Origin of the sequence: Pseudonocardia sp. N23 (assembly GCF_002583555.1) — a bacterium.
GTDB lineage: Bacteria > Actinomycetota > Actinomycetes > Mycobacteriales > Pseudonocardiaceae > Pseudonocardia.
The window spans coordinates 1-22,344 of record NZ_BEGX01000061.1; the positions used below are offsets into that span (position 1 = coordinate 1).

The 22,344-nt window shown below is 74.9% G+C and carries 22 protein-coding genes and 1 pseudogene; 13 read left to right on the plus strand and 10 right to left on the minus strand.

Going from position 1 to position 22,344, the window contains the following annotated elements; all coding sequences use genetic code 11:
• Nucleotides 1–299 (plus strand): annotated as a pseudogene (locus tag TOK_RS32715) (hypothetical protein); the annotation flags it as partial.
• 295 nt (nucleotides 300–594) lie between these two features.
• On the opposite strand, the gene TOK_RS18130 reads toward TOK_RS32715, so the two are convergent.
• Nucleotides 595–1,392, minus strand: coding sequence for a hypothetical protein (locus tag TOK_RS18130; protein ID WP_098959136.1), 798 nt, complete (start codon nucleotides 1,390–1,392; stop codon nucleotides 595–597).
• Nucleotides 1,393–1,574: 182 nt separating this feature from the next.
• Between TOK_RS18130 and TOK_RS18135 the strand changes: the two genes are divergently transcribed.
• The 3 genes from TOK_RS18135 (at nucleotide 1,575) to TOK_RS18145 (ending at nucleotide 4,303) form a co-directional block, all read left to right on the plus strand.
• Nucleotides 1,575–2,390, plus strand: a complete 816-nt coding sequence (locus TOK_RS18135) for a DUF3097 domain-containing protein (protein WP_098959137.1) — start codon at nucleotides 1,575–1,577, stop codon at nucleotides 2,388–2,390.
• Nucleotides 2,391–2,409: 19 nt separating this feature from the next.
• Nucleotides 2,410–2,847 (plus strand): NfeD family protein, encoded by a 438-nt coding sequence (locus TOK_RS18140; RefSeq protein WP_098959139.1) that lies wholly within the window; start codon nucleotides 2,410–2,412, stop codon nucleotides 2,845–2,847.
• 64 nt (nucleotides 2,848–2,911) lie between these two features.
• Nucleotides 2,912–4,303, plus strand: coding sequence for an SPFH domain-containing protein (locus tag TOK_RS18145; protein WP_098959140.1), 1,392 nt, complete (start codon nucleotides 2,912–2,914; stop codon nucleotides 4,301–4,303).
• 139 nt (nucleotides 4,304–4,442) lie between these two features.
• Here TOK_RS18145 and TOK_RS18150 read toward each other — a convergent pair whose 3' ends face one another.
• The 4 genes from TOK_RS18150 to TOK_RS18165 are packed head-to-tail and all read right to left on the minus strand — an operon-like array spanning nucleotide 4,443 to nucleotide 7,097.
• Complete coding sequence (locus TOK_RS18150) at nucleotides 4,443–5,219, minus strand: energy-coupling factor ABC transporter ATP-binding protein (RefSeq protein ID WP_098959141.1); 777 nt, start codon at nucleotides 5,217–5,219, stop codon at nucleotides 4,443–4,445.
• Nucleotides 5,216–5,980, minus strand: a complete 765-nt coding sequence (gene cbiQ, locus TOK_RS18155) for a cobalt ECF transporter T component CbiQ (RefSeq protein ID WP_098959143.1) — start codon at nucleotides 5,978–5,980, stop codon at nucleotides 5,216–5,218. Before cbiQ ends, TOK_RS18150 begins: the two co-directional genes overlap by 4 nt.
• Entirely contained in the window at nucleotides 5,980–6,375 is a 396-nt protein-coding gene (locus TOK_RS18160; RefSeq protein WP_098959144.1) for a PDGLE domain-containing protein, read from the minus strand. The genes cbiQ and TOK_RS18160 overlap by 1 nt, the downstream gene beginning before the upstream one ends.
• A complete protein-coding gene (locus tag TOK_RS18165) occupies nucleotides 6,372–7,097 on the minus strand; it encodes an energy-coupling factor ABC transporter permease (RefSeq protein WP_253258463.1) in 726 nt (241 codons plus the stop codon). The genes TOK_RS18160 and TOK_RS18165 overlap by 4 nt, the downstream gene beginning before the upstream one ends.
• 271 nt (nucleotides 7,098–7,368) lie before the next feature.
• Here TOK_RS18165 and TOK_RS18170 point away from each other — a divergent pair, with 271 nt between their 5' ends.
• Together TOK_RS18170 and TOK_RS18175 are read left to right on the plus strand one after the other, a co-directional pair.
• Nucleotides 7,369–8,547: an acyl-CoA dehydrogenase family protein gene (locus TOK_RS18170; protein WP_253258464.1), complete on the plus strand. Its 1,179-nt coding sequence runs from the start codon at nucleotides 7,369–7,371 to the stop codon at nucleotides 8,545–8,547.
• Nucleotides 8,544–9,578: an acyl-CoA dehydrogenase family protein gene (locus TOK_RS18175; RefSeq protein WP_098959145.1), complete on the plus strand. Its 1,035-nt coding sequence runs from the start codon at nucleotides 8,544–8,546 to the stop codon at nucleotides 9,576–9,578. The genes TOK_RS18170 and TOK_RS18175 overlap by 4 nt, the downstream gene beginning before the upstream one ends.
• An 82-nt stretch (nucleotides 9,579–9,660) precedes the next feature.
• Here TOK_RS18175 and TOK_RS18180 read toward each other — a convergent pair whose 3' ends face one another.
• Nucleotides 9,661–10,125 carry a pyridoxamine 5'-phosphate oxidase family protein gene (locus TOK_RS18180; protein WP_098959310.1) on the minus strand — a complete coding sequence of 155 codons (465 nt, stop codon included), beginning with the start codon at nucleotides 10,123–10,125 and terminating at the stop codon, nucleotides 9,661–9,663.
• 57 nt (nucleotides 10,126–10,182) lie between these two features.
• Between TOK_RS18180 and TOK_RS18185 the strand changes: the two genes are divergently transcribed.
• From TOK_RS18185 to TOK_RS18195, 3 genes are all read left to right on the plus strand, one after another.
• Nucleotides 10,183–11,295: a type III PLP-dependent enzyme gene (locus TOK_RS18185; RefSeq protein ID WP_098959311.1), complete on the plus strand. Its 1,113-nt coding sequence runs from the start codon at nucleotides 10,183–10,185 to the stop codon at nucleotides 11,293–11,295.
• Nucleotides 11,296–11,473: 178 nt separating this feature from the next.
• The gene (gene speD, locus TOK_RS18190) at nucleotides 11,474–12,661 is read left to right on the plus strand and encodes an adenosylmethionine decarboxylase (protein WP_172457631.1); all 1,188 of its coding nucleotides are present in this window, start codon (nucleotides 11,474–11,476) and stop codon (nucleotides 12,659–12,661) included.
• Nucleotides 12,662–12,759: 98 nt separating this feature from the next.
• Complete coding sequence (locus tag TOK_RS18195) at nucleotides 12,760–13,674, plus strand: SGNH/GDSL hydrolase family protein (protein ID WP_216362005.1); 915 nt, start codon at nucleotides 12,760–12,762, stop codon at nucleotides 13,672–13,674.
• 4 nt (nucleotides 13,675–13,678) lie between these two features.
• Here the strand turns inward: TOK_RS18195 and TOK_RS18200 are convergent, their stop codons facing one another.
• Nucleotides 13,679–15,280, minus strand: a complete 1,602-nt coding sequence (locus TOK_RS18200) for a bifunctional 3'-5' exonuclease/DNA polymerase (protein WP_098959147.1) — start codon at nucleotides 15,278–15,280, stop codon at nucleotides 13,679–13,681.
• Between the two features lie 100 nt (nucleotides 15,281–15,380).
• On the minus strand, nucleotides 15,381–16,901 hold the full coding sequence (locus TOK_RS18205) for an FAD-dependent oxidoreductase (protein WP_216362006.1): 1,521 nt from the start codon (nucleotides 16,899–16,901) through the stop codon (nucleotides 15,381–15,383).
• Between the two features lie 127 nt (nucleotides 16,902–17,028).
• Here TOK_RS18205 and TOK_RS18210 point away from each other — a divergent pair, with 127 nt between their 5' ends.
• Nucleotides 17,029–17,862, plus strand: coding sequence for a TIGR03620 family F420-dependent LLM class oxidoreductase (locus TOK_RS18210; RefSeq protein WP_098959151.1), 834 nt, complete (start codon nucleotides 17,029–17,031; stop codon nucleotides 17,860–17,862).
• Here TOK_RS18210 and TOK_RS18215 read toward each other — a convergent pair.
• A complete protein-coding gene (locus TOK_RS18215; RefSeq protein WP_098959152.1) occupies nucleotides 17,859–19,364 on the minus strand; it encodes an MFS transporter in 1,506 nt (501 codons plus the stop codon). The genes TOK_RS18210 and TOK_RS18215 overlap by 4 nt on opposite strands.
• Before the next feature lie 302 nt (nucleotides 19,365–19,666).
• On the opposite strand from TOK_RS18215, the gene TOK_RS18220 reads away from it, so the two are divergent.
• From TOK_RS18220 to TOK_RS18230, 3 genes are all read left to right on the plus strand, one after another.
• Nucleotides 19,667–20,368, plus strand: coding sequence for a L,D-transpeptidase (locus tag TOK_RS18220; protein ID WP_253258465.1), 702 nt, complete (start codon nucleotides 19,667–19,669; stop codon nucleotides 20,366–20,368).
• Between the two features lie 132 nt (nucleotides 20,369–20,500).
• The gene (locus TOK_RS18225; protein ID WP_098959155.1) at nucleotides 20,501–20,842 is read left to right on the plus strand and encodes a BlaI/MecI/CopY family transcriptional regulator; all 342 of its coding nucleotides are present in this window, start codon (nucleotides 20,501–20,503) and stop codon (nucleotides 20,840–20,842) included.
• Nucleotides 20,843–20,877: 35 nt separating this feature from the next.
• On the plus strand, nucleotides 20,878–21,783 hold the full coding sequence (locus TOK_RS18230; protein ID WP_098959156.1) for a M56 family metallopeptidase: 906 nt from the start codon (nucleotides 20,878–20,880) through the stop codon (nucleotides 21,781–21,783).
• 27 nt (nucleotides 21,784–21,810) lie between these two features.
• Here the strand turns inward: TOK_RS18230 and TOK_RS18235 are convergent, their stop codons facing one another.
• Entirely contained in the window at nucleotides 21,811–22,335 is a 525-nt protein-coding gene (locus tag TOK_RS18235; protein WP_098959158.1) for a DinB family protein, read from the minus strand.
• Nucleotides 22,336–22,344: the final 9 nt, after the last annotated feature.

Here is a 22,344-nt window from a genome sequence, read left to right on the forward strand (position 1 = left end):
GCGCCCGCGCCGCCGCCGAGGCGGCGGAACGGGCGCGTGCCGACGCCGTCGACCGGGCCGCCGCCGACGCTCGGGAATGGGAACGCGAGCGCGACCGGCTCCGCGACGAGGTCCGGAGGGCGACGGAGCGCGCCGACCGGGAGGCGGAGCTGCGCGAGGCCGCGCTCCGCGAGGGTGCGGAGCGGGAGACGGCGCGGGACGCCGTGCTCCGGGACGCCGAGCAGGCCGCGGAGTCGCCTCGCCACCTGCACCCCGACGACCTCGCCGCGCTCGTCGCCGCGGTGCGGTCGACGTCCTGATCGTCGGCCGCCCTCCCGCCGAGGGTGCGTACGCCCGTGCCGCCCCGTCGAGTGTGTGGCGGGAGCATTGGTGCAGCTCTCACGACAGGCTCGCGTGGGTTCGGGGTGGAGCGCGGGTCATCGGCCGCTCGCCCTGCTCGCCCGAGCGCGTCGTGAGCGTTCCCCGATCGCTCCCACCACACGCTCGCGCGCGGGACGTCGCCGACCGTGTCACCAGCGTCGCGGGGCCGCTCTCACGACATGTTCGTCGCCGGACAGCCCGGAGCGGCCCGCCGGGGACCGCTCGGCGGGCGGGTCAGACGCGGGGGCTCGCCGCGAGCACGCGGACGGCCTCGGCGACGGCAGCACGGCGGGCGACGCGGACCGCGGTCTCGATGGGGCGCAACGCGTCCCGGCGCGCGACGGCCGCCGAGGCCGACAGCGCGCCACCCGGTTCGTCGACCGACGCGGCGGCGAGGATGGCGTCGACCTCGTCGGCGTGCTGCAGCACCCGCAGGGAGATGGCGGGCATGCCGTCGGGCCACAGCGAGTGGGGCCGCGACCGCAGCGCCGCGGCGATCTCCTCGCGGACCCCGGGCCGGTGCCGGGCCACCCCGAGCGAGGTGAGCACCGAGGCGGAGCGGCGGACCTGGTCGCGCAGCTCGAACTCCGCGTGGTTGAGCGGGACGTACTCGGCGGGCGGCAGCTGGTCGCGCACGACGTGGACGGTCCAGCGCAGCACCCCGTCGGCGACGATGCCCGGGACCGCGCCGAGCCCGGCGTCAGGGAACAGCACGCCCTCACCCGCGGCGAGCGCAGCCTCGGAGAACGGGCCGGGACCGGGCAGGCCCCGGATGTCCCCGGCGACGGGCAGCGCCAGCCGGGCCTGGCCACGCGGCGCGGCCCGGCGCAGGGCGGCGAGCAGGAACGTCAGCGATGACGGGGGCCGCGAGGGCAGGGGCAGGTCCGTCGCGTCGGCGGCGGTGTCGTCGGCGGCGACCACGTCGTGGGCGTCGGCCCACGGGGCGAGTGCGTCGAGGACGTCGTCGGGTGCCGCGGCGCCGGCCAGCCAGGCCGAGGCCCACACCGTCAGGGTCGCGGAGGGACGAGACACGCGAGACAGGCTAACCAACTCGGGCGGGCGACGGCAGGACCTCCGACCGGGTGAGGATGGCCACGAGGTGTGACCGGCCGGTTTCCGCGGGTCACGACCGGTCGGCTCCGCACGGGTGGCGCCGCACACGGCGTGTCGCCCGTGTCGGGCCGACGGCGCGGGGTACAAACCCTGCCGTGTCAGTGCGCTCCCACGACTACAGCGGCTCGTTCGGCGCGGACGGTGTCCGCCGTCAGGTCCGCCGGTCCGTCCCGGAGGTCCCGGCCGAGGCCGGGCTCGTCGTCGAGGACCCGGCGAGCGGCTTCTGCGGTGCGGTGGTGAAGGCCGACATCCGTGAGGTGACGCTGGAGGACCGCCACGGCAGGCGCCGGGTGTTCCCGCTGCGCCCGGCGGCGTTCCTGTTCGAGGGCGCCCCGGCGACGCTGGTGGTTCCGAAGGCGGCGCCGAGGAGCCCGGGGCGGTCGGCGTCGGGTTCGGTGGCGGTCGCGAACGTGAAGGCGCGGACGGCGCGGGCCAGCCGGATCTGGGTGGAGGGCATCCACGACGCGGCGCTGGTGGAGACGGTGTGGGGTCACGACCTGCGGGTCGAAGGCATCGTCGTCGAGCCGATGCACGGGATGGACGACCTGGCGGCCGCGGTGGCCGACTTCGGGCCGGCTCCGCACCGGCGGCTGGGGATCCTCGTCGACCACCTCGTCACCGGGTCGAAGGAGACCCGGGCCGCGCACGCCGTCGCCGGTCCGGACGTGCTGGTCACCGGGCACCCGTTCGTCGACGTGTGGCAGGCGGTGAAGCCGTCCGTCGTCGGCATCCGGGCGTGGCCGGTGGTCCCGCGCGGGACCGACTGGAAGACGGGGGTGTGCGACGCCCTGCGCTGGGGCGAGCCCGCCGACGGGGCGCGGCGCGTCCTCGGTGCGGTCCGCAGCTTCCGGGATCTGGAGTCCGACCTGATCGGGGCGGTCGAGCAGCTGATCGACTTCGTGACGGTGACCGGCTGAGGTCTGGCAGGATCAGGGCATGGGCGCACTGATCTGGCTGATCGCCGGGGTCGCGCTGATCGCCGCGGAGGTGCTCAGCGGCGAGTTCTTCCTGCTGATGCTGGGCGCGGGCGCGCTCGCCGCCGCCGGTGGCTCCCTGCTGGGGCTGTCGGTGCTGCCGGCCACCCTGGTGTTCGCGGCGGTGTCGGTGCTGCTGATCTTCGCGGTGCGCCCGGCACTGCGGCGCCGCCTCGACCGGGGGATCGAGCACCACGCCACGAACACCGAGGCGCTGGTCGGCAGGCACGGCACCGTCGTCGCGGAGATCCGCGGCGACCACACGGGTGGCCGGGTCAAGATCGGCGGCGACGTCTGGTCGGCGCAGGCCTACGACCATGAGCAGACGATCGGGAACGGCAGCCGCGTGCGGATCATCGAGATCTCCGGCGCGACGGCGATGGTGCTCGCCGAGGACTGATCGGCGGGCGATACGGTGCGGCCCATGGAGGGTCCGCAGGACCCTCGGCAAGGAGGGGATCGGGGTGGACGGCACGGTGACGCTCATCGTCGTTCTGGTGATCGTGGTGCTGGTGGCGGTGACGCTGATCAGGGCTGTTCAGATCATCCCGCAGGCCACGGCGGCCGTGATCGAGCGGCTGGGCCGGTACAAGGGCACCCAGCCGCCCGGGCTGACGTTCCTGGTGCCGTTCGTCGACCGCATCCGCGAGCGGATCGACCTGCGCGAGCAGGTCGTGTCCTTCCCGCCGCAGCCGGTGATCACGCAGGACAACCTGACGGTCAACATCGACACGGTCGTGTACTTCCAGGTCACCGACCCGCGGGCGGCGGTCTACGAGATCTCCGACTACATCGTCGGTGTCGAGCAGATCACCACGACGACGCTGCGCAACGTGGTCGGCGGCATGACGCTGGAGGGGACGCTGACGTCCCGCGACCAGATCAACACCCAGCTGCGCGGTGAGCTCGACGAGGCCACCGGCCGGTGGGGCATCCGCGTCGCCCGCGTCGAGATCAAGGCGATCGACCCGCCCGCGTCCATCCAGGAGTCGATGGAGCGGCAGATGAAGGCCGACCGCGAGAAGCGCGCGACGATCCTCACCGCGGAGGGCCAGCGCGAGTCCGCGATCCGCAGCGCGGAGGGCCAGAAGCAGGCGCAGATCCTCACCGCCGAGGGCGCGAAGCAGGCGGCGATCCTCAACGCGGAGGCCGACCGGCAGTCGCGGATCCTGCGCGCGCAGGGTGACCGCGCGGCCCGCTACCTGCAGGCGCAGGGTCAGGCGAAGGCCATCGAGAAGGTGTTCGCGGCGATCAAGGCGGGCAAGCCGACGCCGGAGCTCCTGGCCTACCAGTACCTGCAGACGTTGCCGCAGATGGCGCAGGGCGACGCCAACAAGGTGTGGCTGGTGCCCAGCGACTTCGGCAAGGCCCTCGAAGGCTTCACCCGGATGCTGGGCGCCCCGGGTGAGGACGGCGTCTTCCGCTACCAGCCGAGCCCGGACGACGGCGCGCCGACGAACCGCCCCGAGGACGACGACCCGGGGATGGACGCCTGGTTCGACACCCGGACGAACCCGGAGATCGCGGCGGTCGTCGCGAACGCCGAGGCGCAGGCCCGCAGGGAGGTCCCGCCGCTGGGCGCGGAGCCCAGCGCGATCCCGTCGGCGGAGGCTCCGCCGCGGCTCGGCCCCGGGGCAGGTCCCCGGCAGCAGCGCCAGGCGCCGTCGCCGGCTCCGCGGCACGAGGCACCCCGGGAGATCGCGCCGGACGACTGGAACGACGAGGGCCATAGCTCGGTGCCGACGCCGCCGCGGGGGACCCCCGCACCGGGCCGCGACGAGAACCAGAGCGGCCGCTCCGGCGACGACGACGGCAGCGGGCTGCCGGGCTACCCGGCACCGCCGCCCCCGCGCTGAGCCGACCCCGCGCTGAGCCGACCCCGCACGTCGACGCCGAGTTCGGCAACAGACCCGTCCGATCATGATCGACACCGGTCCCACGTCGAACTCGGCGTCCGGATGTGCCGCGTCCGGATGTGCAGCGTCCGGCGTGGGCTCAGGCGAGCGTGAAGCCGAACGGCAGTTCGAGGCGGTGCGCCCGCAGCATCCCGTCGTCGGCCAGCAACGCCCGGGTGGGCCCGTCGGCGACGATGCGCCCGCCGTCGACGACCACGCTGCGCGGGCACAGCTGCAGCGCATAGGGCAGGTCGTGGGTGACCATCAGCAGCGTCCGGTCGAGCCCGAGTAGCACCTCGGCGAGCTCGCGCCGGGCCACCGGGTCGAGGTTGGACGACGGTTCGTCGAGCACCAGGATCTCGGGGTCGCACGACAGGACGGTCGCCAGCGCGACGCGGCGGCGCTGCCCACCTGACAGGTGCAGCGGCGAGCGGTCGGCGTGCTCGGCCATCCCCACCGCCTCGAGCGCGGCCTCGACACGGGCGGTGAGCTCGTCGCCGCGGACCCCGAAGTTGGCGGGCCCGAACGCGACGTCCTCGCGGACCGTCGGCATGAACAGCTGGTCGTCGGGGTCCTGGAAGACGATCCCGACGCGGCGGCGGACCTCCTGCAGGTGCGGTTTGCGCACCGGTAGCCCGCCGACGACGACCTCACCCCCGGTCGGGGCGAGGATCCCGTTGAGCTGCAGGACGAGCGTCGTCTTCCCGGCACCGTTGGGGCCCAGCAGGGCGACGCGTTCGCCGGGCTCGATGCGCAGGTCGACGCCGTGCAGGGCGGTAGTGCCGTCGGGGTAGGCGAAGTCGAGGCCGCGGACGTCGAGGGACGCGACCGCCGGGTCGGCGGCGGGCGGCGACGCCGGCTCGGTGTGGGCGCTCACGTCGTCATCATGCCCGTCACGGCCAGCGCGGCGGCGACGAGCGGGAGGGCCAGCGCCACGAGCCACTGGCTGCGGACGGTCGCGGGGGCTCCGGTCGTCGGCATCGTGCCGGTCCAGCCACGGGAGAGCATCGCGAGGTGGACGCGTTCGCCGCGTTCGTAGGAGCGGATGAACAGGCTGCCGATGCCGCGGGCGGTGGCACCGGCCTGCCAGAGGAAGCGGGGGTCGTGGCCGCGGGCGATGCGTGCGAGCCGCATCCGGCGGGCCTCGCCCGCGATGACGTCGGCGTAGCGCAGCATGAGCGTTGCGATGGTGAGGACCAGCGCGGGCACGCGCAGCCGCTGGAGCCCGAGCAGCAGGTCGCGCATCGGTGTGGTGGCGGCGAGGGTGAGCGAGGTGAGGACGCCGAGAGTGCCCTTGGCGAGGATGTTCCAGGCGCCGAGTGTGCCGGCGTGCGACAGTGACAGCCCGGCCCACTCGAACCGCGGGTCCGGGCCGGTGAACGGCAGCAGGACCGCCAGCACGACGAACGGTGCCTCGATCAGGGCGCGCCGCGCCATCCAGCCCGGCGGGATGCGGGCCGCGGCCCACACCGCGGCGAGGAGCAGCAGGTACCCGCCGAAGGCCCAGAACGCCTCGCGTGGCGTCGCGACGACGCAGAGCACGGTGAGGAACGCGGCGACGATCTTCACCTCGGCCGGCAGCCGGTGTACGACCGAGCTGCCTTCCAGGTACAGCGGATGCGAGTGCCCGGCGCCCATCAGCCGTGGTCGTGGGCGCCGTCGTCGCCGGGACCGTCTCCCGCCGCGGGGCCGCGACGGCCGCGCAGCAGCCAGAACAGCCCGCCCGCGGCGAGGACGGTGACGATGACGCCGATGATCCCGGCGAGGCCGACGGAGTGTTCGGCGCCGCCGATCGAGTAGTCGGCGAGCGGGCCCGTCGCCGCGGGGTGCTCGGTGGCGTTCTGGGCGATGCAGGCGCCGTCGAGCTGCTCGCCGGTCGCGGTCTCGGTGACCTGGCAGCCGTGCAGGGTGACGGAGTCGAGGCCGTCGGGGGAGGAGCTGGCGAGGTAGGAGACGCCGCCGGCGATCACGAGCGCGGCGAGCAGGAACCCGATGAGGAACCGCGACCGGCGTCGGGTGTCGGGCGCGGTCATGCCGTGCTCCCCTCGCCGCGGGCGGGGCCGCGGCCGGCGGGCTGCGCGACACGGGGTGCGGTGCGCAGCAGGTGGACGAGGTCGGGGCGGACGGCGGCGACGGCGCCGACGGTGGCGGCGGTGATGATGCCCTCGCCGATGCCGATGAGGGCGTGGAAGCCGACCATGAGGGTGAGGACGGTGCCGGTGGTGGCGCCGGCGGCACCGCCGATCGCGTACTCGAGGACGAACCCGAGGGACGCGACGACGGTGTTGACGAAGGCGGCGACGAACGCGGTGACGATCAGGCCGCGGCGGCTTCGGCGGGCGAGGCCGCGCATGGCGCGGGCGACGGCCCAGCCGACGAACACCCCGATGATCGCCATGTTGAAGACGTTGGTGCCCAGTGCGGTGAGGCCGCCGTCGGCGAACAGCAGCGACTGCACGACGAGGACGATCGTGATGCACAAGGTGCCGACCCACGGCCCGACGAGGATCGCGACGAGCGCGCCGCCGAGCAGGTGACCGCTGGCCCCGGGCAGGATCGGGAAGTTGATCATCTGGACGGCGAAGACGAACGCCGTGACCAGGCCGGCCATGGGGGCGGTGCGGTCGTCGAGGTCGGCGCGGGCACGCACGGCGGCCAGCCCGACGAACAGGATGGAGATCACGCCGAAGATCAGCGACGTCGGCGCGTTCACGATGCCGTCGCTCATGTGCATCGCGACGTCTGTGGTGGACACCTTCGCTCCTCACCGGTCCCGCGGCACGGGACCCTTCGCGAGCGACAGCAGAACACACCCGGCCCTCCTCTTGCCAGAGATGTGCGAGAACCCTCGATCTGCGATTGCGGGTCGATGGTGGTACGGGCCGTGCGACCTGCGGTGACCCGTCCGGGGCCGACTCGGGCCGGTGCCCGGTCGCGTCCCGGTCACGATGGTCAGGTCGCCCCTCCGATCGGAGGGGCGGTGCACGTCACATGCCGATCGGGGCCGTGTCGTCCACGATGGGGCGGTGACGCAGACCCTGTCGCGGCTGCCGGCACTGACGCCGCCCGCCGCCGAGCTCCCCGTGCGAGCCGAGGCGCTGCGCGCCGAGGTCCGGGAGTTCCTCGCCGACGAACGTGCCGCCGGTTCGTGGACCCCCCGATCCGATGTGTGGTTGTCGGGCTGGGACGAGGACTTCACCCGGAGGCTGGCCGCGCGGGGCTGGCTGGGCATGACGATCCCGGCCGAGTACGGCGGGCACGGTGCGTCGCCGCTGGACCGCTACGTCGTCACCGAGGAGCTGCTCGCGGCGGGCGCACCCGTCGCGGCGCACTGGGTCGCCGACCGGCAGATCGGGCCGTCGCTGCTGCGCCACGGCACCGACGCCCAGCGGCGGAAGTACCTGCCGGGCATCGCCGCGGGTGAGGTCTACTTCGGGATCGGCATGTCCGAGCCCGACTCCGGCTCCGATCTCGCGTCGGTCCGCAGCCGCGCGACGAAGGTCGACGGCGGCTGGTCGCTGACCGGTACGAAGGTGTGGACGTCGGGCGGTCACCGTGCGCACGCGTTCTTCGCGCTGGTCCGCACCTCGCCGCCGGAGGAGGGCAAGCGGCACGCCGGGCTGTCGCAGCTGATCGTGGACCTGCACGCCGACGGCGTCACGGTCCGCCCGATCCCGCTGCTCACCGGGGCGCACCACTTCAACGAGGTCGTGTTCGACGAGGTCTTCGTGCCCGACGACATGGTGCTCGGTGACGTCGGCTCCGGGTGGACGCAGGTCACCGGCGAGCTGGCGTTCGAGAGGTCGGGCCCGGAGCGGTTCCTGTCGACGTTCCCGCTGCTGGCTGCGCTCGTCGGGGAGCTGTCGGGTGCCGACCTGGGTGCTGCGGGGCGGCGGCAGCTGGGCTCGCTCGTCGCGCGACTGTGGTCGCTGCGGCGGATGTCGCTCGCGGTGGCCGGGTCGCTGGCGTCCGGGGAGGCGCCGGAGCTGGCCGCGGCCGTGGTGAAGGACCTGGGCACGCGGTTCGAGAACGAGATCATCGACGCGGCGCGGCTGCTGGTGTCGGTACCGCCCGACCCTGGCGCCGAGGGCGGCTACGCCCGTTTGCTCGCCGACGCGGTGCTGCACGCCCCCGGCTTCACGCTGCGCGGGGGGACCAACGAGGTGTTGCGCGGCATCGTCGCGCGGGGACTGGGGCTGCGATGAGCGCGCACACCGACCTGCCCGTCGTCGACCCCGATCTCGTCGAGCTGGCCACATCGGTGTTCGCCGACGCCGACGTCGACGGCACCGGGCTCGACACCGCGCTGTGGGACACCCTGGAACAGACCGGGCTGGCCCGCCTCGCCGTCGCCGAGGACGCCGCCGGCAGCGGCGGATCGCTGCTCGACCTGGCCGCCGTGCTCGTCGAGGCGGGGGCGGGGGCCGCGCGGGTGCCGCTCGCCGAGACCGACGTCGCCTGCCGGCTCGCCGCGGCCGCGGGCCTGGATGTCCCGGTGGGCCCCCTGACGTTCGCGCTGGACCGCGCGGGCGCGTTGACCGTCGACGGCGACACCGTGTCCGGGACGCTGGCGCGGGTGCCGTGGGCGCGGTCGGCCGCGGCGGTCGTGGTGCTCACCGGGGGATCGGTCGTGGTCCTCGACCCGGCGACGGCGACACTCGTCGAGGGCACCAACGTCGCCGAGGAGCCGCGCGACACCCTGACCGTCGACGGCGCGAGTGCGGCCGTCGCCGCGGCACCCGACGGGGCGGAGTCCGAGTTCGCGCTGTGGGCGGCGCTGTCGCGGGCGCTCCTGCTCGCCGGGGCTGCCCGCGGGGCGCTGACCCGCTCGGTCGGCTATGCGGGGGAGCGGGAGCAGTTCGGCCGCCCCATCGGCCGGTTCCAGGCCGTCCAGCAGCAGCTCGCGCTCGCCGCGGCGGAGGTCGCGGCGGGTGGGGCGGCAGCCGGGTCGGCGGCCCGCGTCGTCGTCCGCGACGGTGTCGGCGCCCCGACGGCCGAGCTGGCCGTCGCGTCGGCGAAGGTCCGCACCGGGGAGGCGGCCACGGAGGTGGCCCGCATCGCCCACCAGGTCCACGGCGCCATCGGTTTCACCCGCGAGCACGACCTGCGGCTGACGACGACCCGGCTCTGGGCGTGGCGCGACGAGGACGGCACCGATGGCGAGTGGGCCACCCGCATCGGCGACCTCGTCCTGGCCGCGGGCGCCGACGGACTGTGGCCACTGGTCACGGCCTGAGAGCCCAGCACGCCCACGGCGCCCGTGGGGTGGCGACAGTCGTTGTCGCGACCGTTGCCACTCACGGGCGCCGTGCACACGGTCAGCGCCGGTCGGCGGGCAGCTTCCGGAAGTCCCAGCTGGTGATCTTCTCCGGGCGCAGGCGCAGCCAGGCGTGCCGGCCGTCGTGGCGGACCGTCCCCCCGTGGTAGCGATCGGCCATGAGCTGCTCGGGGCCGTCGAGCTCCGGGCACGGCTCCCCCGTCCGCGGCACCTCGCCGACGACCTCGACGCTCCCGCGCAGTTCCACCCCGCGCAGCTCGTCGTAGTCGTGCCCGGCGTCGACGACGGCGGCGATCCGTGGGTCGGCCATCAGGTCGGTCCAGCGCTGGCTGCGCGACAGCGACGTCAGCCACAGTGCGCCCCCGTGCCAGGCGTACCAGAGGGGGGTGGCGTGCGGCCCGTTGGTGCCGTTGGTGGCGACGCGGCAGGTGCGTTCCTCGGCGAGAAAGGCGTCGATCTCGTCGGCGGTCATGGCGATGGCGCGGGCGCGGCGTTGCGGCTTCACGATCACCGACGTTAACCGGTGGCCGGACGACATGCGGCGCTCGACCAGACTGACGGCGTGCTCTCCGACGCCCTCGAGAACTTCCTCGCCGACCGGGGACGGCCCACACCGTTCCTCGTCCTCGACCCCGCGGTCGTGGTCGACCGGTACGCGGCGCTGGCAGCGGCGTTCCCGGGCGCGGAGATCCTCTACGCGGTCAAGGCGTGCCCGCACCCGGCGGTGCTGCGCGCGCTCGTCGCCGCCGGCGCCGGGTTCGACGCGGCGAGCCCGGCCGAGGTGGCGCTGTGCACCGACGCCGGTGCGGCGCCGGAGCGGATCTGCGCGGGCAACCCGGTCCGCGGAGCCTCGGCGACGGCGGCCTGCCACACGGCGGGGGTGCGCCGGTTCGTCACCGACAGCCCCGAGGATCTCGACGAGATCGCCGCGCACGCGCCCGGGTCGGACGTCCTGGTCCGCGTGCTCGTCGACGACAGCGGCTCGGCGACGCCGTTCTCCGGGAAGTTCGGCGCCACCCCCGCAGCGGCCGTGGACCTGTTGCGCGCGTGCGCTTCCCGAGGTCTCGTCGCTACCGGGGTGACCTTCCACGCCGGGTCCCAGCAGACCCGTCCCGCGACCTACGCCGCCGGGGTCGCGACCGCATTGGAGGTCGCCCGGGAGGCGGGGCTGCACCGTCCGGTGCTCGACATCGGCGGGGGGCTGCCCGTCGCGTACCGGTCCGAGGTGCCCGGGTTCGCGGAGTTCGCCGCCGCGGTCGGGGAACACGACGTGCGGCTCGTCCTGGAGCCAGGTCGTGCTCTCGTCGCCGAGGCCGGGGTGCTGCGCACGAGCGTGCTGCGGGTGTCGCGGCGGCCCGGTGTCGACCACCGGCGCTGGGTGTACCTCGACGCCGGCCGCTACCAGGGCCTCGCCGAGACCGAGAACGAGGCGATCGGCTACCCGCTGCGCACCCCCGGCCGCGACGGCCCCGCCGGGCCGGTCGTGCCGGCCGGCCCGACCTGCGACGGAGACGACGTCCTGTACCGGCGCACCCCCTGCTCGCTGCCGCTGTCGTTGCGCGCGGGCGACCACGTCGACCTGCTGGCTGCAGGCGCCTACACGGCGTCGTACGCGTCGGTGGGGTTCAACGGGTTCGGCCCGCTGCCGGTGCACGTCGTCCCCGCACAGGACTGAGATCCGGCAGCGGCCGTCGCGGGCCGTCGCGGGGCGTCCGGAGGACCGTGAGGCCGCGCCCGGCCTCGCGGCCGCAACGCCACGGTCGTCGCACGGCCGGGCAGGAGCAGTGCGGTTGCGCGCCGACGGGGTGGCGGGGCGCCGGGTGGGCCCGGGCGCTCATCTAGGGTCCGACGCCGTGGAGCACGTGTCCCCCCAGCCCGCCGGCCGCCACGTCCTGGCCGACCTCGACGGCGTCGACGCCGCCGTCCTCGACGACACCGACCGGCTGCGCGCCGCGCTCGCCGGCGCGCTCACCGCGGCGGGTGCGACGGTGCGCCAGGTCGTCGCCGAGGCGTTCGAGCCGCACGGGGTCACCGTCGTCGCGCTGCTGGCGGAGTCCCACGCCTCGATCCACACGTGGCCCGAGCACGGCCGCGCCCTGGTCGACGTGTTCACCTGCGGCGACGCGGCCGACCCGGAACTGGCGGTCGTCCTGCTCGCCGAGACGCTGGGTGCGGGCGTGCGCGAGTCCCGGACCGAGCCGCGCGGCGCGGCCCGCGGCCGGGTCGTCGAGCCGGTCTCGCCGGGGCTGACCCGGACCTGGGAGATCGGCCGCGTCCACCACCGGGAGACGACGCCGTTCCAACACCTGCTGATCGCCGACACCGCGCACGGCGTCACCCTGTTCTGCGACGACGAGCGGCAGAGCGCCGAGTCGACGCAGCTGACCTATCACGAGGCGCTCTACGTCCCGGCCGTGCTGTGGGCCCGCCGCCGTGAGCGCGTACTGGTCGTCGGGTCCAGCGAGGGCGTGGTCAGCGAGCTGGCGATCGCTTGCGGCGCAACGCTCGTCGATCACGTCGACGTCGACACGGCAGCCGTCCGGGCGTGTGCGGCGCACCTGCCCTACGGCTACACCCCGGACGCCCTGGTGGCGGCGGAGCGCGGCGACGGGCCGGTGCGGGTGCACTACGCCGACGGCCGCGAGTGGGTCCGGGGCGAGGGCCCACGCTACGACGTGATCGTCGTCGACCTGCCCGACGAACGCCCCGACGACGCCGGCAACCAGCTCAACCGGCTCTACACCCGTGACTTCCTGGCCGACTGCCGCGACCGGCTCACCGACGGCGGGGTGGTCGTGTCGCAGGCGGGCAGCGCGGCGGTGTGGCGGGACGCGACGCTGCGCGCGGCGTGGGACCGGTTCCACGACGTGTTCGCCCACGTCCGCTACGTCGGCAGCGACGAGCACGAGTGGTCGTTCCTCGTCGGCGGGGCGGACCCGGGTGAGCCGGAGCTCGCGGCGCTGCCGTACCGGCCGGTGACCATCGACGCCGAGTTCCTCCGTTCGCGCACGGTCGCTCCCGTGGGGCTGCGCCGCCGTTGAGCCGCAATCGCCCGTCGGGGTTCTTCCGCCGCGCCGGGCGCGTAGGCCATGCTCGACGAGGTTCGGCCCGTCGGGGGTCGCGAGTCCCGGGAGCGGTCGTGCGGCGTGGTCGGTTGTGGCGGGGCCGGATCCCGAGGGCGGCGTTGATTGTCGTCGCGGCGCTGACGACCGCGGTGGTCGTCGCCGCGCCGGCCTCGGCGCAGGAACCGGCGCCCCCCGGCCGCTACGTCGCGATGGGCGACTCCTACACCGCCGGTCCGCTCGTCCCGATCCAGACCGGCAAGCCGGTCGGCTGCCTGCGGTCGACGAACAACTACCCGGCGCTGGTGGCGAAGGGCCTGGCCTTCACCACCAGCCAGGACGTCAGCTGCAGCGGCGCGACGACGGCGAACCTGGCCGGGCCGCAGGGCACCGGCCTGGGCACCAACGCCCCCCAGCTCGACGCACTGGGCCCCGACGTGTCGCTGGTGACGTTGGGTATCGGCGGCAACGACATCGGGTTCGTCTCGATCATCGTCGACTGCGCCACCCGCTCCCCGGTGCGCCCGAGCGGGGCCGCGTGCCACGACCACTACACCGCGGGCGGCACGGACGAGCTCGCCGCCCGCATCGACGCCACCGCCCCGAAGATCGCCGCCGCGCTCGCCGCGATCACGCAGCGGGCGCCGCAGGCGCGCGTGCTGCTGGTCGGCTACCCGGCGCTGTTGCCCGACACCGGCGCCGGATGCTTCCCGGTGGTGCCGTTCAGCGCGGGCGACGTCGCCTACCTGCGCGGCGTGGAGAAGCAGCTCAACACCATGCTCGCCGACCAGGCCGCCGCCGCGGGCGTCGGCTACGTCGACACCTACACCCCCTCGATCGGTCACGACATGTGCGCCGACCACGGCACCCGCTGGATCGAGGGCCTGATCCCGACCTCACCCGCCGCGCCTGCGCACCCCAACGCCGCCGGGATGCGTGGCATGGCCGACGCGGTGCTCGGGCAGCCGGTGCCGTCGTCGAACGTCGCCTGACGCCCTACTTCTCCGCGTACGACGTCACGACCCGGCCCGGGACCGGGATCCGGACCGGGGTGTCGCCGAACAGCCGCCGGGTCGCGGTGTCCGCGGCGTCCTGCACCATCGCCGCAGCGAGCTCGGCGCCGTCGGCCGGGCCGTGCAGGAGCACCTCGTCGTGCTGGAAGAACACCAGCCTCGCCGGGTCGCCCGCCGCGTGCAGCGCCGCCCGCAGCTCCGCGAGCAGGACGAGCGCCCACTCGGCGGCCGTCGCCTGCACCACGAAGTTGCGGGTGAACCGGCCGCGGGCCCGGGCCCGTGCGGGCACCTCGTCGCCGGGGGCGGCGGGTGGGCTGGTGCGGCCCAGCCACGACCGGACGATCCGGCCGTCCTCCCCGGCCCGTGCGGCCGCCTCGACGACGTCGACCGCCGCGGGGAACCGCCGGCGCAGCAACGCCAGGTGCACGCCCGCGTCGCCGGAGGTCTGCCCGTAGATCGCCGACAGCACGGCGAGCTTGGCCTTGGCCCGCCCGTCGGGGGCGGACCCGCCGAACAGCTCGTGGGCGAGCCCGGCGTAGAGGTCGGAGTCCGGCTCGCGGCCACCGGCGCGGGCGAGCGCGTCGTCGCCCGCCATCGCGGCGAGGATGCGCGGTTCGAGCTGGGCGGCGTCGGCCACGACCAGGCGGTTGCCCGGGTCGGCGCGGACCGCGCCGCGCACGGCCCTCGGGATCTGCAGCGCCCCACCGCCGCGGGTGGCCCAGCGCCCGGACACCACCCCGCCGACGACGTACTCCGGCCGGAACCGTCCGTCGTGCACCCAGGTGCGCAGCCACGCCCAGCCGTGGGCGGTGTGCAGCCGCGCCAGCTCCTTGTAGGCGAGCAGCGGCGCGACGGCCGGGTGGTCGACCTTCTTCAGCACCCAGGACCGGGTGCTGGGCAGCTCGAACCCGGATCTGCCGAACGCGCGCAGCACCTCCGCGGGGGAGTCGGGGTTGACCGGTCGGCCGAACGCGGCGTCGATGTCGGCGGCCAGCTCCGCGAGGCGCCGCGGTCGGGCGTACCCGGCCGGCCGGGGGCCCAGCGCGGTGGTGAGCAGGTCGTCGTGCACGTCGGCGTCCCACGGCAGTCCGTCGGCGCGCATCTCCTCGGCGACGACACCCCCGGCCGACTCGGCCGTCGCGAGCAGTGCCAGCCGCGGGTTCCCGGCGAGGGTGCGGCGCTGCGCGGCGTGCACCGCGACGACCGCCGCGAGTGTCTCGGGTCCGGCGGGGGCGGCGCTGGGGAACAGGCCCGGTGGCTCGTCGTCGGCCTCCGGGGGCGGGTCGGGCTCCTCGGGCAGTCCCGCCAGCCGCGCACTCGCCGCCGCGAGCCCGTGTGGGGCCCCGAACCGGCCTGCGGCGGCCACCAGCAGCCGCTCCACCAGCTCGACGTCGTGCGCGCGCGTCACCCGGACCCCGGCGGCGAGCAGGGCCCGGTAGGTCCGGGGACTGCGCCAGACCCAGCGGGGCGCGTCGTCGTCGAGCAGCGACAGCTGCGCCGGGCCCGCCGCGTTCACCGGGCCGGCCGGGGCGTCCGCGTCGTCGAGGCGCTGGATCAGGAACGGACCGCCGGGATCGGCGTGCACGGCGATGCGCGGCGCGGGGCGGGCGCCGGCCTGCGCCGGTGTCGACGGTTCGATGCGCGGACCCTAACGCCGGCCACCGACATCCCCCGGAGGCCCCGGCTCACAGCCCCGTTCGCGGGGCCGGACGTCCGACGGCGCGGTGCCGGGCCCTCGACGGGAGCCCGGCCAGCAGACCCCGCTGCGGGACGCCGTACACGTCGACGCCGGTGGCGCCGACCTCGGCGAGCACATCGGCCGCCGCCAGCACACCGGTGACGGCCGCGCGTTCCATCAGCCCGCACACCAGCGGCGCCTCGACGAAGTCTCCCGCGACGCGGACGCCGCGGGCGTCGGTGCGCACCCCGGGGCGGGTGCCCGCGCTGCCCGGCGGGAACGCCGGCGCGGTCGCGTCCACCCGGTCGACGCGGTGCACCTGCGCCGGCCCGGCCGTCTCGGGCCACAGCCCGGCGAGCTCGGCGCGCATCCGGTCGGCGGCACCGTCGGGCTCGGTGCACGCGTAGGAGTGCAGCTCCAGGACGCTGCCGCCGCTCCCGCGCGCCCACTGCGCGGACGGCTCCTCCAGCCGCGAGTACACGGTCACGGAGTCGAGGGTGGCCTCGCCGCTGACGGCGTTGAACACCGCCCGGGACGGGTCGACGTCGGCGTCGAGCCACAGCCTGCTGACGACGAACGGCGGCGCCGTCGTCAGGCCCGCGGCCTGCGCGGCGAGCCGCGGTGCGACCGACGCCAGTCCGGGCGAGGCACCGACGACCTCGCGCAGTGCCCCCGGGTCGAGCGCGAGGACGACGTGGCGGCTGGTCAGGGTCGCGCCGTCGTCGAGCTCGAGGGCCCAGTCGGGGCCGTCGGGGCGCAGCGACCGCAGCGCGCAGCCCGTCCGGATCGTCGCGCCCCGGGCCCGCAGGTACTCCGCCAGCGGCGCCCAGATGGCGTGCAGGTGGTCGGTGCGCGGGGCGTCGAAACCGATGCCCTCGGGGTTGCCGAGGAAGTAGAAGTGGAACATCGCGACGAGCTCGGCGGCCGACAGCCCGTCGGGGTCGCAGAAGAACGACCGCGCGAACGCCTCGAACAGCATCTCCCGCGCCCGGTCCGACACCCGTAGCCCGGCAAGGAACTCCCCGGCGCTCATCGTGTCGAGCACCGTGACGGTGCGGTGGCGGTCGAAGGTCAGGAGCTCGGTGCCCAACGCCACGTCGGCCCCGGCGAGGTCCCGCATCGTGAGGCTGGGCGAGCGGGCGAACAGCGCGAGCAGGTTCAGCGGGGGAGCGGCGGGCAGCCCGCCGAGGTCCTCGGGCGGGAACCGTCGCGAGATCACCGGGTAGCCCTCGACCGGCGCCAGGAACCCGAGGCCGGGATCGATGCGGCGCAACACGTCCCGCCACGTGTAGTACTGCCGGAAGAAGGCGTGGAACCCGTGCTCGACAACCTGTTCGGAGCCGTCGGGCAACGTGACCGGCCATGCGCCGAGACGCCCGCCGAGCGTCGCCGCGGCCTCGACGAGCGTCACCGCGACCCCGCGTTCGGCCAGCACCGTGGCCGCGCTCACACCCGCCACCCCCGCCCCGACGACGATCGCCCCGGTGCCCGGAGGGGCGTGGCGTGGCAGGGTGGGATCGGCGGTCACGAGGAGTCGTGGCCGCATCCGCAGAGGAGCGGCGCGACCGCCGGGGGAGCCCACGCGTCGAGCGTAGAGCGAGCCCGTCGGTACCGCTCCTGCAGCCGCCGGCGACGGCCGGTCGAGAGGAACGTCGATGACGGTGCAGGTCGGGCGGTACGGCGTCTGGCGGCGCGAGCGTGAGCTCGACGGCGCCCTGGCGACGCGGATCGAGGAGCTCGGGTACGGCGCGATCTGGATCGGCGGCTCCCCGCCCGCAGGCCTCGGCATCGTCGAGGAGCTGTTGACGGCGACCGACTCGATCGCGGTCGGCACCAGCATCGTGAACATGTGGAACAGCCCGGCCGCCGAGGTCGCAGACTCCTACCACCGCATCGAGAAGGCGTTCCCCGGCCGGTTCCTGCTCGGCGTCGGCATCGGCCACCCCGAGGCCACACAGCAGTACGCGAAGCCGTTCGACACGATCCTGGGCTACCTCGACGCGCTCGACGCCGCCGGCGTCCCCGTCGAGGGTATGGCGCTGGCGGCGTTGGGCCCCAGGGTGTTGAAGGTCTCCGCCGAGCGGACCGCGGGCGCCCTGCCCTACCTGACGACGCCCGAGCACACCCGTGAGGCGCGGGAGATCATCGGCGCCGGCCGGCTGCTCGTGGCCGAGCACAAGGTCGTCCTCGACACCGACCCGCAGCGGGCCCGCGAGCTGGGGCGCCCGGCCGTCATCAGCCCGTACCTGGGCCTGGTCAACTACCGCCGCAACCTGATGCGGCTCGGCTTCACCGAAGCCGAGCTCGACTCGGCGGCCGACGCGGTGATCGACGCCGTCGTCGCCCACGGTGACGCGGCCGCCGTCGCGGCCAGGCTGGACGAGCACCTCGCTGCGGGCGCCGACCACGTGTGCGCGCAGCTGCTCGTCGCCGAGGGCGCCGACCCGGTCCCCGGGCTCACCGAGCTGGCGGCGGCGCTGGGGCTCTAGGGAGTGTCGTCGGCGCGGTCGGCGGGGTGCACCAGCGGGCCGTCGATCCCGCACTGCGGGCAGCGTTCCAGGGCGAACCGGTCGGGGTCGGCCGCGGCGTCGGGAGTCGAGGTGCGGCCCGTCCGGACGAACACGAACGACACGAGGGCGGCGGTCACCAGCAGGGCCGCGCCGATCCACACCGTGACCCGGTAGCCCGCCGCGAACGCCACGGGGTCGGTGTAGGCGTCCCCGGTGATCCCCGCGACACCGGGGATCACCGCGACGGCCAGCAGCCCGGCGGCGCGGGCGACGGCGTTGTTCACCCCGGACGCCGCACCGGCGTGGCGGTCGGAGGCGGCATCGAGAACCGTCGACGTCAGCGGGGCCACCGTCAGCGACAGCCCGGCGCCGAACACGACGACGGCGGGCAGGACGTCGACCAGCCACGACGCGTCCGGCCCGATGCGTCCCATCAGCGCGAGCCCGCCCGCGGACACCAGCGGGCCGACGGTCATGGGGATGCGGGAGCCGATGCGCTGCGCGAGCGCCCCGGCCCGCGCCGAGAACAGCAGCATGATCACCGTGACCGGCAGCAGGGCCGTGCCTGCCTGCAGCGGGCTGAACCCGGACACGACCTGCAGGAACATGACCAGCATCACGAACACCGTGCCGAGCGCGGCGTAGATGAGCAGGGTCGCGACGTTGGCGGCGGTGAACACGCGGTCGGCGAACAGGTCGGGCGGGACGAGGGGATGGCGCGACCGCCGCTCGACGACGACGAACCCGACCAGCGCGAGGACCCCGATCACCAGCCCGACGAGGAGCGCGGGCGTGGTGCCCGACCCCAGCCCGGTCAGCGACCACGTCAGCGCACCGAGCCCCAGCGCGGCGAGGACGGTGCCGATGACGTCGAGATGCGGGGCGGCGGACGGGTCCCGCGTCTCGGGCACGTGCCGGATCGCGACGACGATCACCAGCACCGCGAGCGGCAGGTTGAGCAGGAACACCAGCCGCCAGTCGATGCCGACGAGCCAGCCACCCAGGAACGGCCCGACGGCACCGGCGATGCCGCCCAGCCCGGACCAGGCGCCGACCGCCGCGCCGCGGTCGCGGCCGTGGAACGACGCCGAGATGATCGCCAGGCTGCCCGGGGTGAGCAGGGCGCCGCCGATGCCCTGCAGTGCGCGGGCGGCGATCAGCGTCTCGATGTTCGGCGCGAGCCCGCACATCAGCGACGCCAGCGCGAACCACACCGCGCCGATGAGGAAGACGCGGCGACGACCGAACCGGTCACCCAGCGAGCCGCCCAGCAGGATCAGCGACGCCAGCGTCAGCGTGTAGGCGTTGACGGTCCACTGCAGGCCGGTGAAGCCGGCTCCGAAGTCACGGCCGATCCGTTCGAGGGCCACGTTCACGACGGTGCCGTCGAGCATCGCCATGCCGGAGCCGAGCACGGTCGCGAGGAGCACCCATCGTCCCGCGGGGGTTCGTAGTCGCAGCTCGCCCGCGGCGTCGGCCATGGAGGACGACCCTAGTCCCCGCCGCACGCGCCGGTTCTGCGCCGCGCGGACCGCCACGTGGCGGCGGGACGGCCGGAGGTTGCCTCGTCGGTGATCGGCGAACCGGGTGGCATTGCGCATCCAGTGTCACGTTCCGTGATCGGTTTCCTGCGATGTTCGTGAGGGGGATACCGACTCGCCGGGTGAACGACCCTCTGTGGAACAGTCGGTGACCAGCTCGTCACCGGGTGGCGCGGCGATCGTTGAACCGGGTGGGCCCGGCGGGAGGTAGCGAGGCGATGGGTGCACACAGGTGGCGCAGGGTGAGCGCGCCCGTCCGGACGCGCCGTGCGCTGACGGCCGCTGCACTGGTCGCCGTCGCCGCCCTCGGCGGCGCGGGCGTCGCGCTCGCCGCACCGGCCGGCCCGCCACCCGCCTCCGGCATCGACCCGGTCCGGGCCGGCCTGCCGCTGTTCGGCACCGCGCAGCGCCCCGCCACCGGCGACACGGCCCCGACGACGGTCGCCCCCCGCGCCACGACGACGTCGCGTCCTCCCGCGACGTCCCGGGCGACGTCGCCGCAGACCACGACCCCGCGCACGACGACGACCCCGGGCACGACCACGACCACGGTTCCGCCGGCGACGACCCCCACGGCCCGGCCGGAGGGCATCGCGACGACGCCGTGCACCGCGACGGCGCGGGCGTGCGTCGATCTCGCGTCGCGCACCGCGTGGCTGCTCGACGGCGACCGGATCGTCCGCGGGCCGGTCGCGATGCAGCACGGCGGCTCGGAGTACCCGACGCCGACCGGGACGTTCACGGTGCAGTGGAAGGCCGAGCAGTACACGAGCCGCGAGTTCGGCACCCCGATGCCGTACTCGGTGTTCTTCGCGCCGGGCGGTGTGGCGTTCCACGAGGGCAGGCAGGACACCCCGTCGGCGGGCTGCGTGAAGCTCGTCCTCGACGACGCGAAGGCCTGGTACTCCTACCTCCAGGTCGGCGACGAGGTACAGGTCCACTGAGACCTGCGGACCCGTCGGTGGGGACGGTCGGCGGGACGCGCGCGCGGCCTCGTTCGGACGGACGAGATTTCCGGTGCGAACACTTCGTCCGGACGCACCGAATTCTCTTCTACGCGGGGTAGAATCGGCCTCGTGCCAAGTCTGGGTGAGCTCGAGCGTGCCGTCATGGAGGTGCTGTGGGCCGCCGGCGGGTCGCAGACCGCGAGAGAGGTCCAGGAAGCCCTCGCCCACCGGGACCTGGCGACGACGACCGTGCTGACGGTGCTCGGTAGGCTGGAGCGCAAGCAACTGGTGACCCGCACCCGTGACGGGCGAGCCCACCACTATCAGCCGGTTGCCAGCCGGGAGGACCATGTGGCCGAGCTGATGCGTGACGCGCTCGATGCGGCGCCCGATCGGGGTGCCGCGCTGTCGCGTTTCCTGGGGTCGATCCCCGAGGACGCACGCGCTGCCCTGCGCGACCTGCTGGACTGACGGCTCCGGCCGTCGTCCGTGTCCCGGCGTCATCGGTGGAGCTGACCGCCCTCGGGTTGCTCGTGCTCGGCCTGCTGCTGGCCGAGCCGCTGAGCCGTGCGCTCGCGAGCGCACGGTGGCCGGCCCGTGACCCGGTCGGGGCGCTGCTGGTGTGGCAGGCCGTCGGTCTCGCGGGCGGGTTGTCGCTGCTGGGGGCCGGTGTCGTCTACGGGCTGTCGCCGTTCGGTCAGAGCCTGATCCCGGCCGTCGGCGGGCTGTTCCGCTCGATCCGCGAGGGCCGGCTGCTCGACGATCTCGGCGCCGGGAACCTCGTCGCGCTGGTCGCGACGGTGCTGCTGGGGACCCGGCTGTGCGCCGTGCTCGGCACGGTCACGGTGCGGACGCTGCGGGCCCGGGCGCGGCACCGGGACCTGCTCGACGTGCTGGCCACCCCGTGGCCGGCGGTGCCGGGCACCCGGGTGCTCGACCACCCGATCCCCGTGGCGTACTGCCTGCCGGGCCGCAGCTCGCGGCTGGTCGTGTCGGCCGGGGTGCTCGAGCGGCTGGCACCCGACGGGGTGCGCGCCGTCCTCGCCCATGAGCGCGCGCACCTGACCGAGCGCCACGACCTCGTCGTCCTGCCGTTCGTCGCGTGGGGAGCGACGGCGCCGTTCGTACGGGGGATGGTGTGCGCGCAGCTGGCGGTCGCGGCGCTGATCGAGATGCGCGCCGACGACGTCGCGGCCACCCGCTCGACGCAGCTCGAGCTCGCGGGGGCGCTGCGTACGGTCGGCGGATCGGCGCCCGCGGCGGCGCTGTCGTCGTTCACCTCGGCGGTCGACGCGCGGATCGCCCGCATCTCCGCCCCGCCCCCGCCGCCGTCGACGGCGTTCCGGGTGCTGGTCCGGCTGGCCGCCGTGGCGCTGGTGGCCGTCCCGACGGCCCTGCTGCTCCACCCCTGAGAGCGGTCCGGGCCGTCGGGGGAGACCTCAGCCCATCGACTTCGCGCCGTCGATCGCTTCGCGGATGATGTCGGCGTGACCGCAGTGCTGCGCGGTCTCGGCGACGATGTGCAGCAGCACCCGGCGTGCCGACCACCGCGCGCCCGGCTCGAACCAGGGGGCCTCGGGCAGCAGCTGCGAGTGGTCGAGGTCGGGCAGCGTGGTGACGATCTCGGTGGCGCGGGCGGCGACGCGCTCGTACTCGGCGAGGACGCCGGCGACGGTCTCACCGGGCAGCAACCGGAACGAGTTGGCGTGGCCCTCGTAGTCGGGCTCGCCGTGCTGCTTCGAGGCGCCGTTCTCGATGAAGTCCAGCCAGCTGTCCTCGGTCGCGGCGACGTGCTTGACCAGGCCGACCAGGCACAGCTCGGAGACGGTCGGGGTGGAGGTGAGCTGCTCGTCGCTGAGCTCGCGCAGGGTGTTGACCAGGAAGAACCGTTGCTTGGCCAGCGCCTCCAGCAGGTCGGCGCGCTCGCCGGTGGCGGTCCGGGCGCGGTCCTGGGTGTCGATCATCTCGTCCTC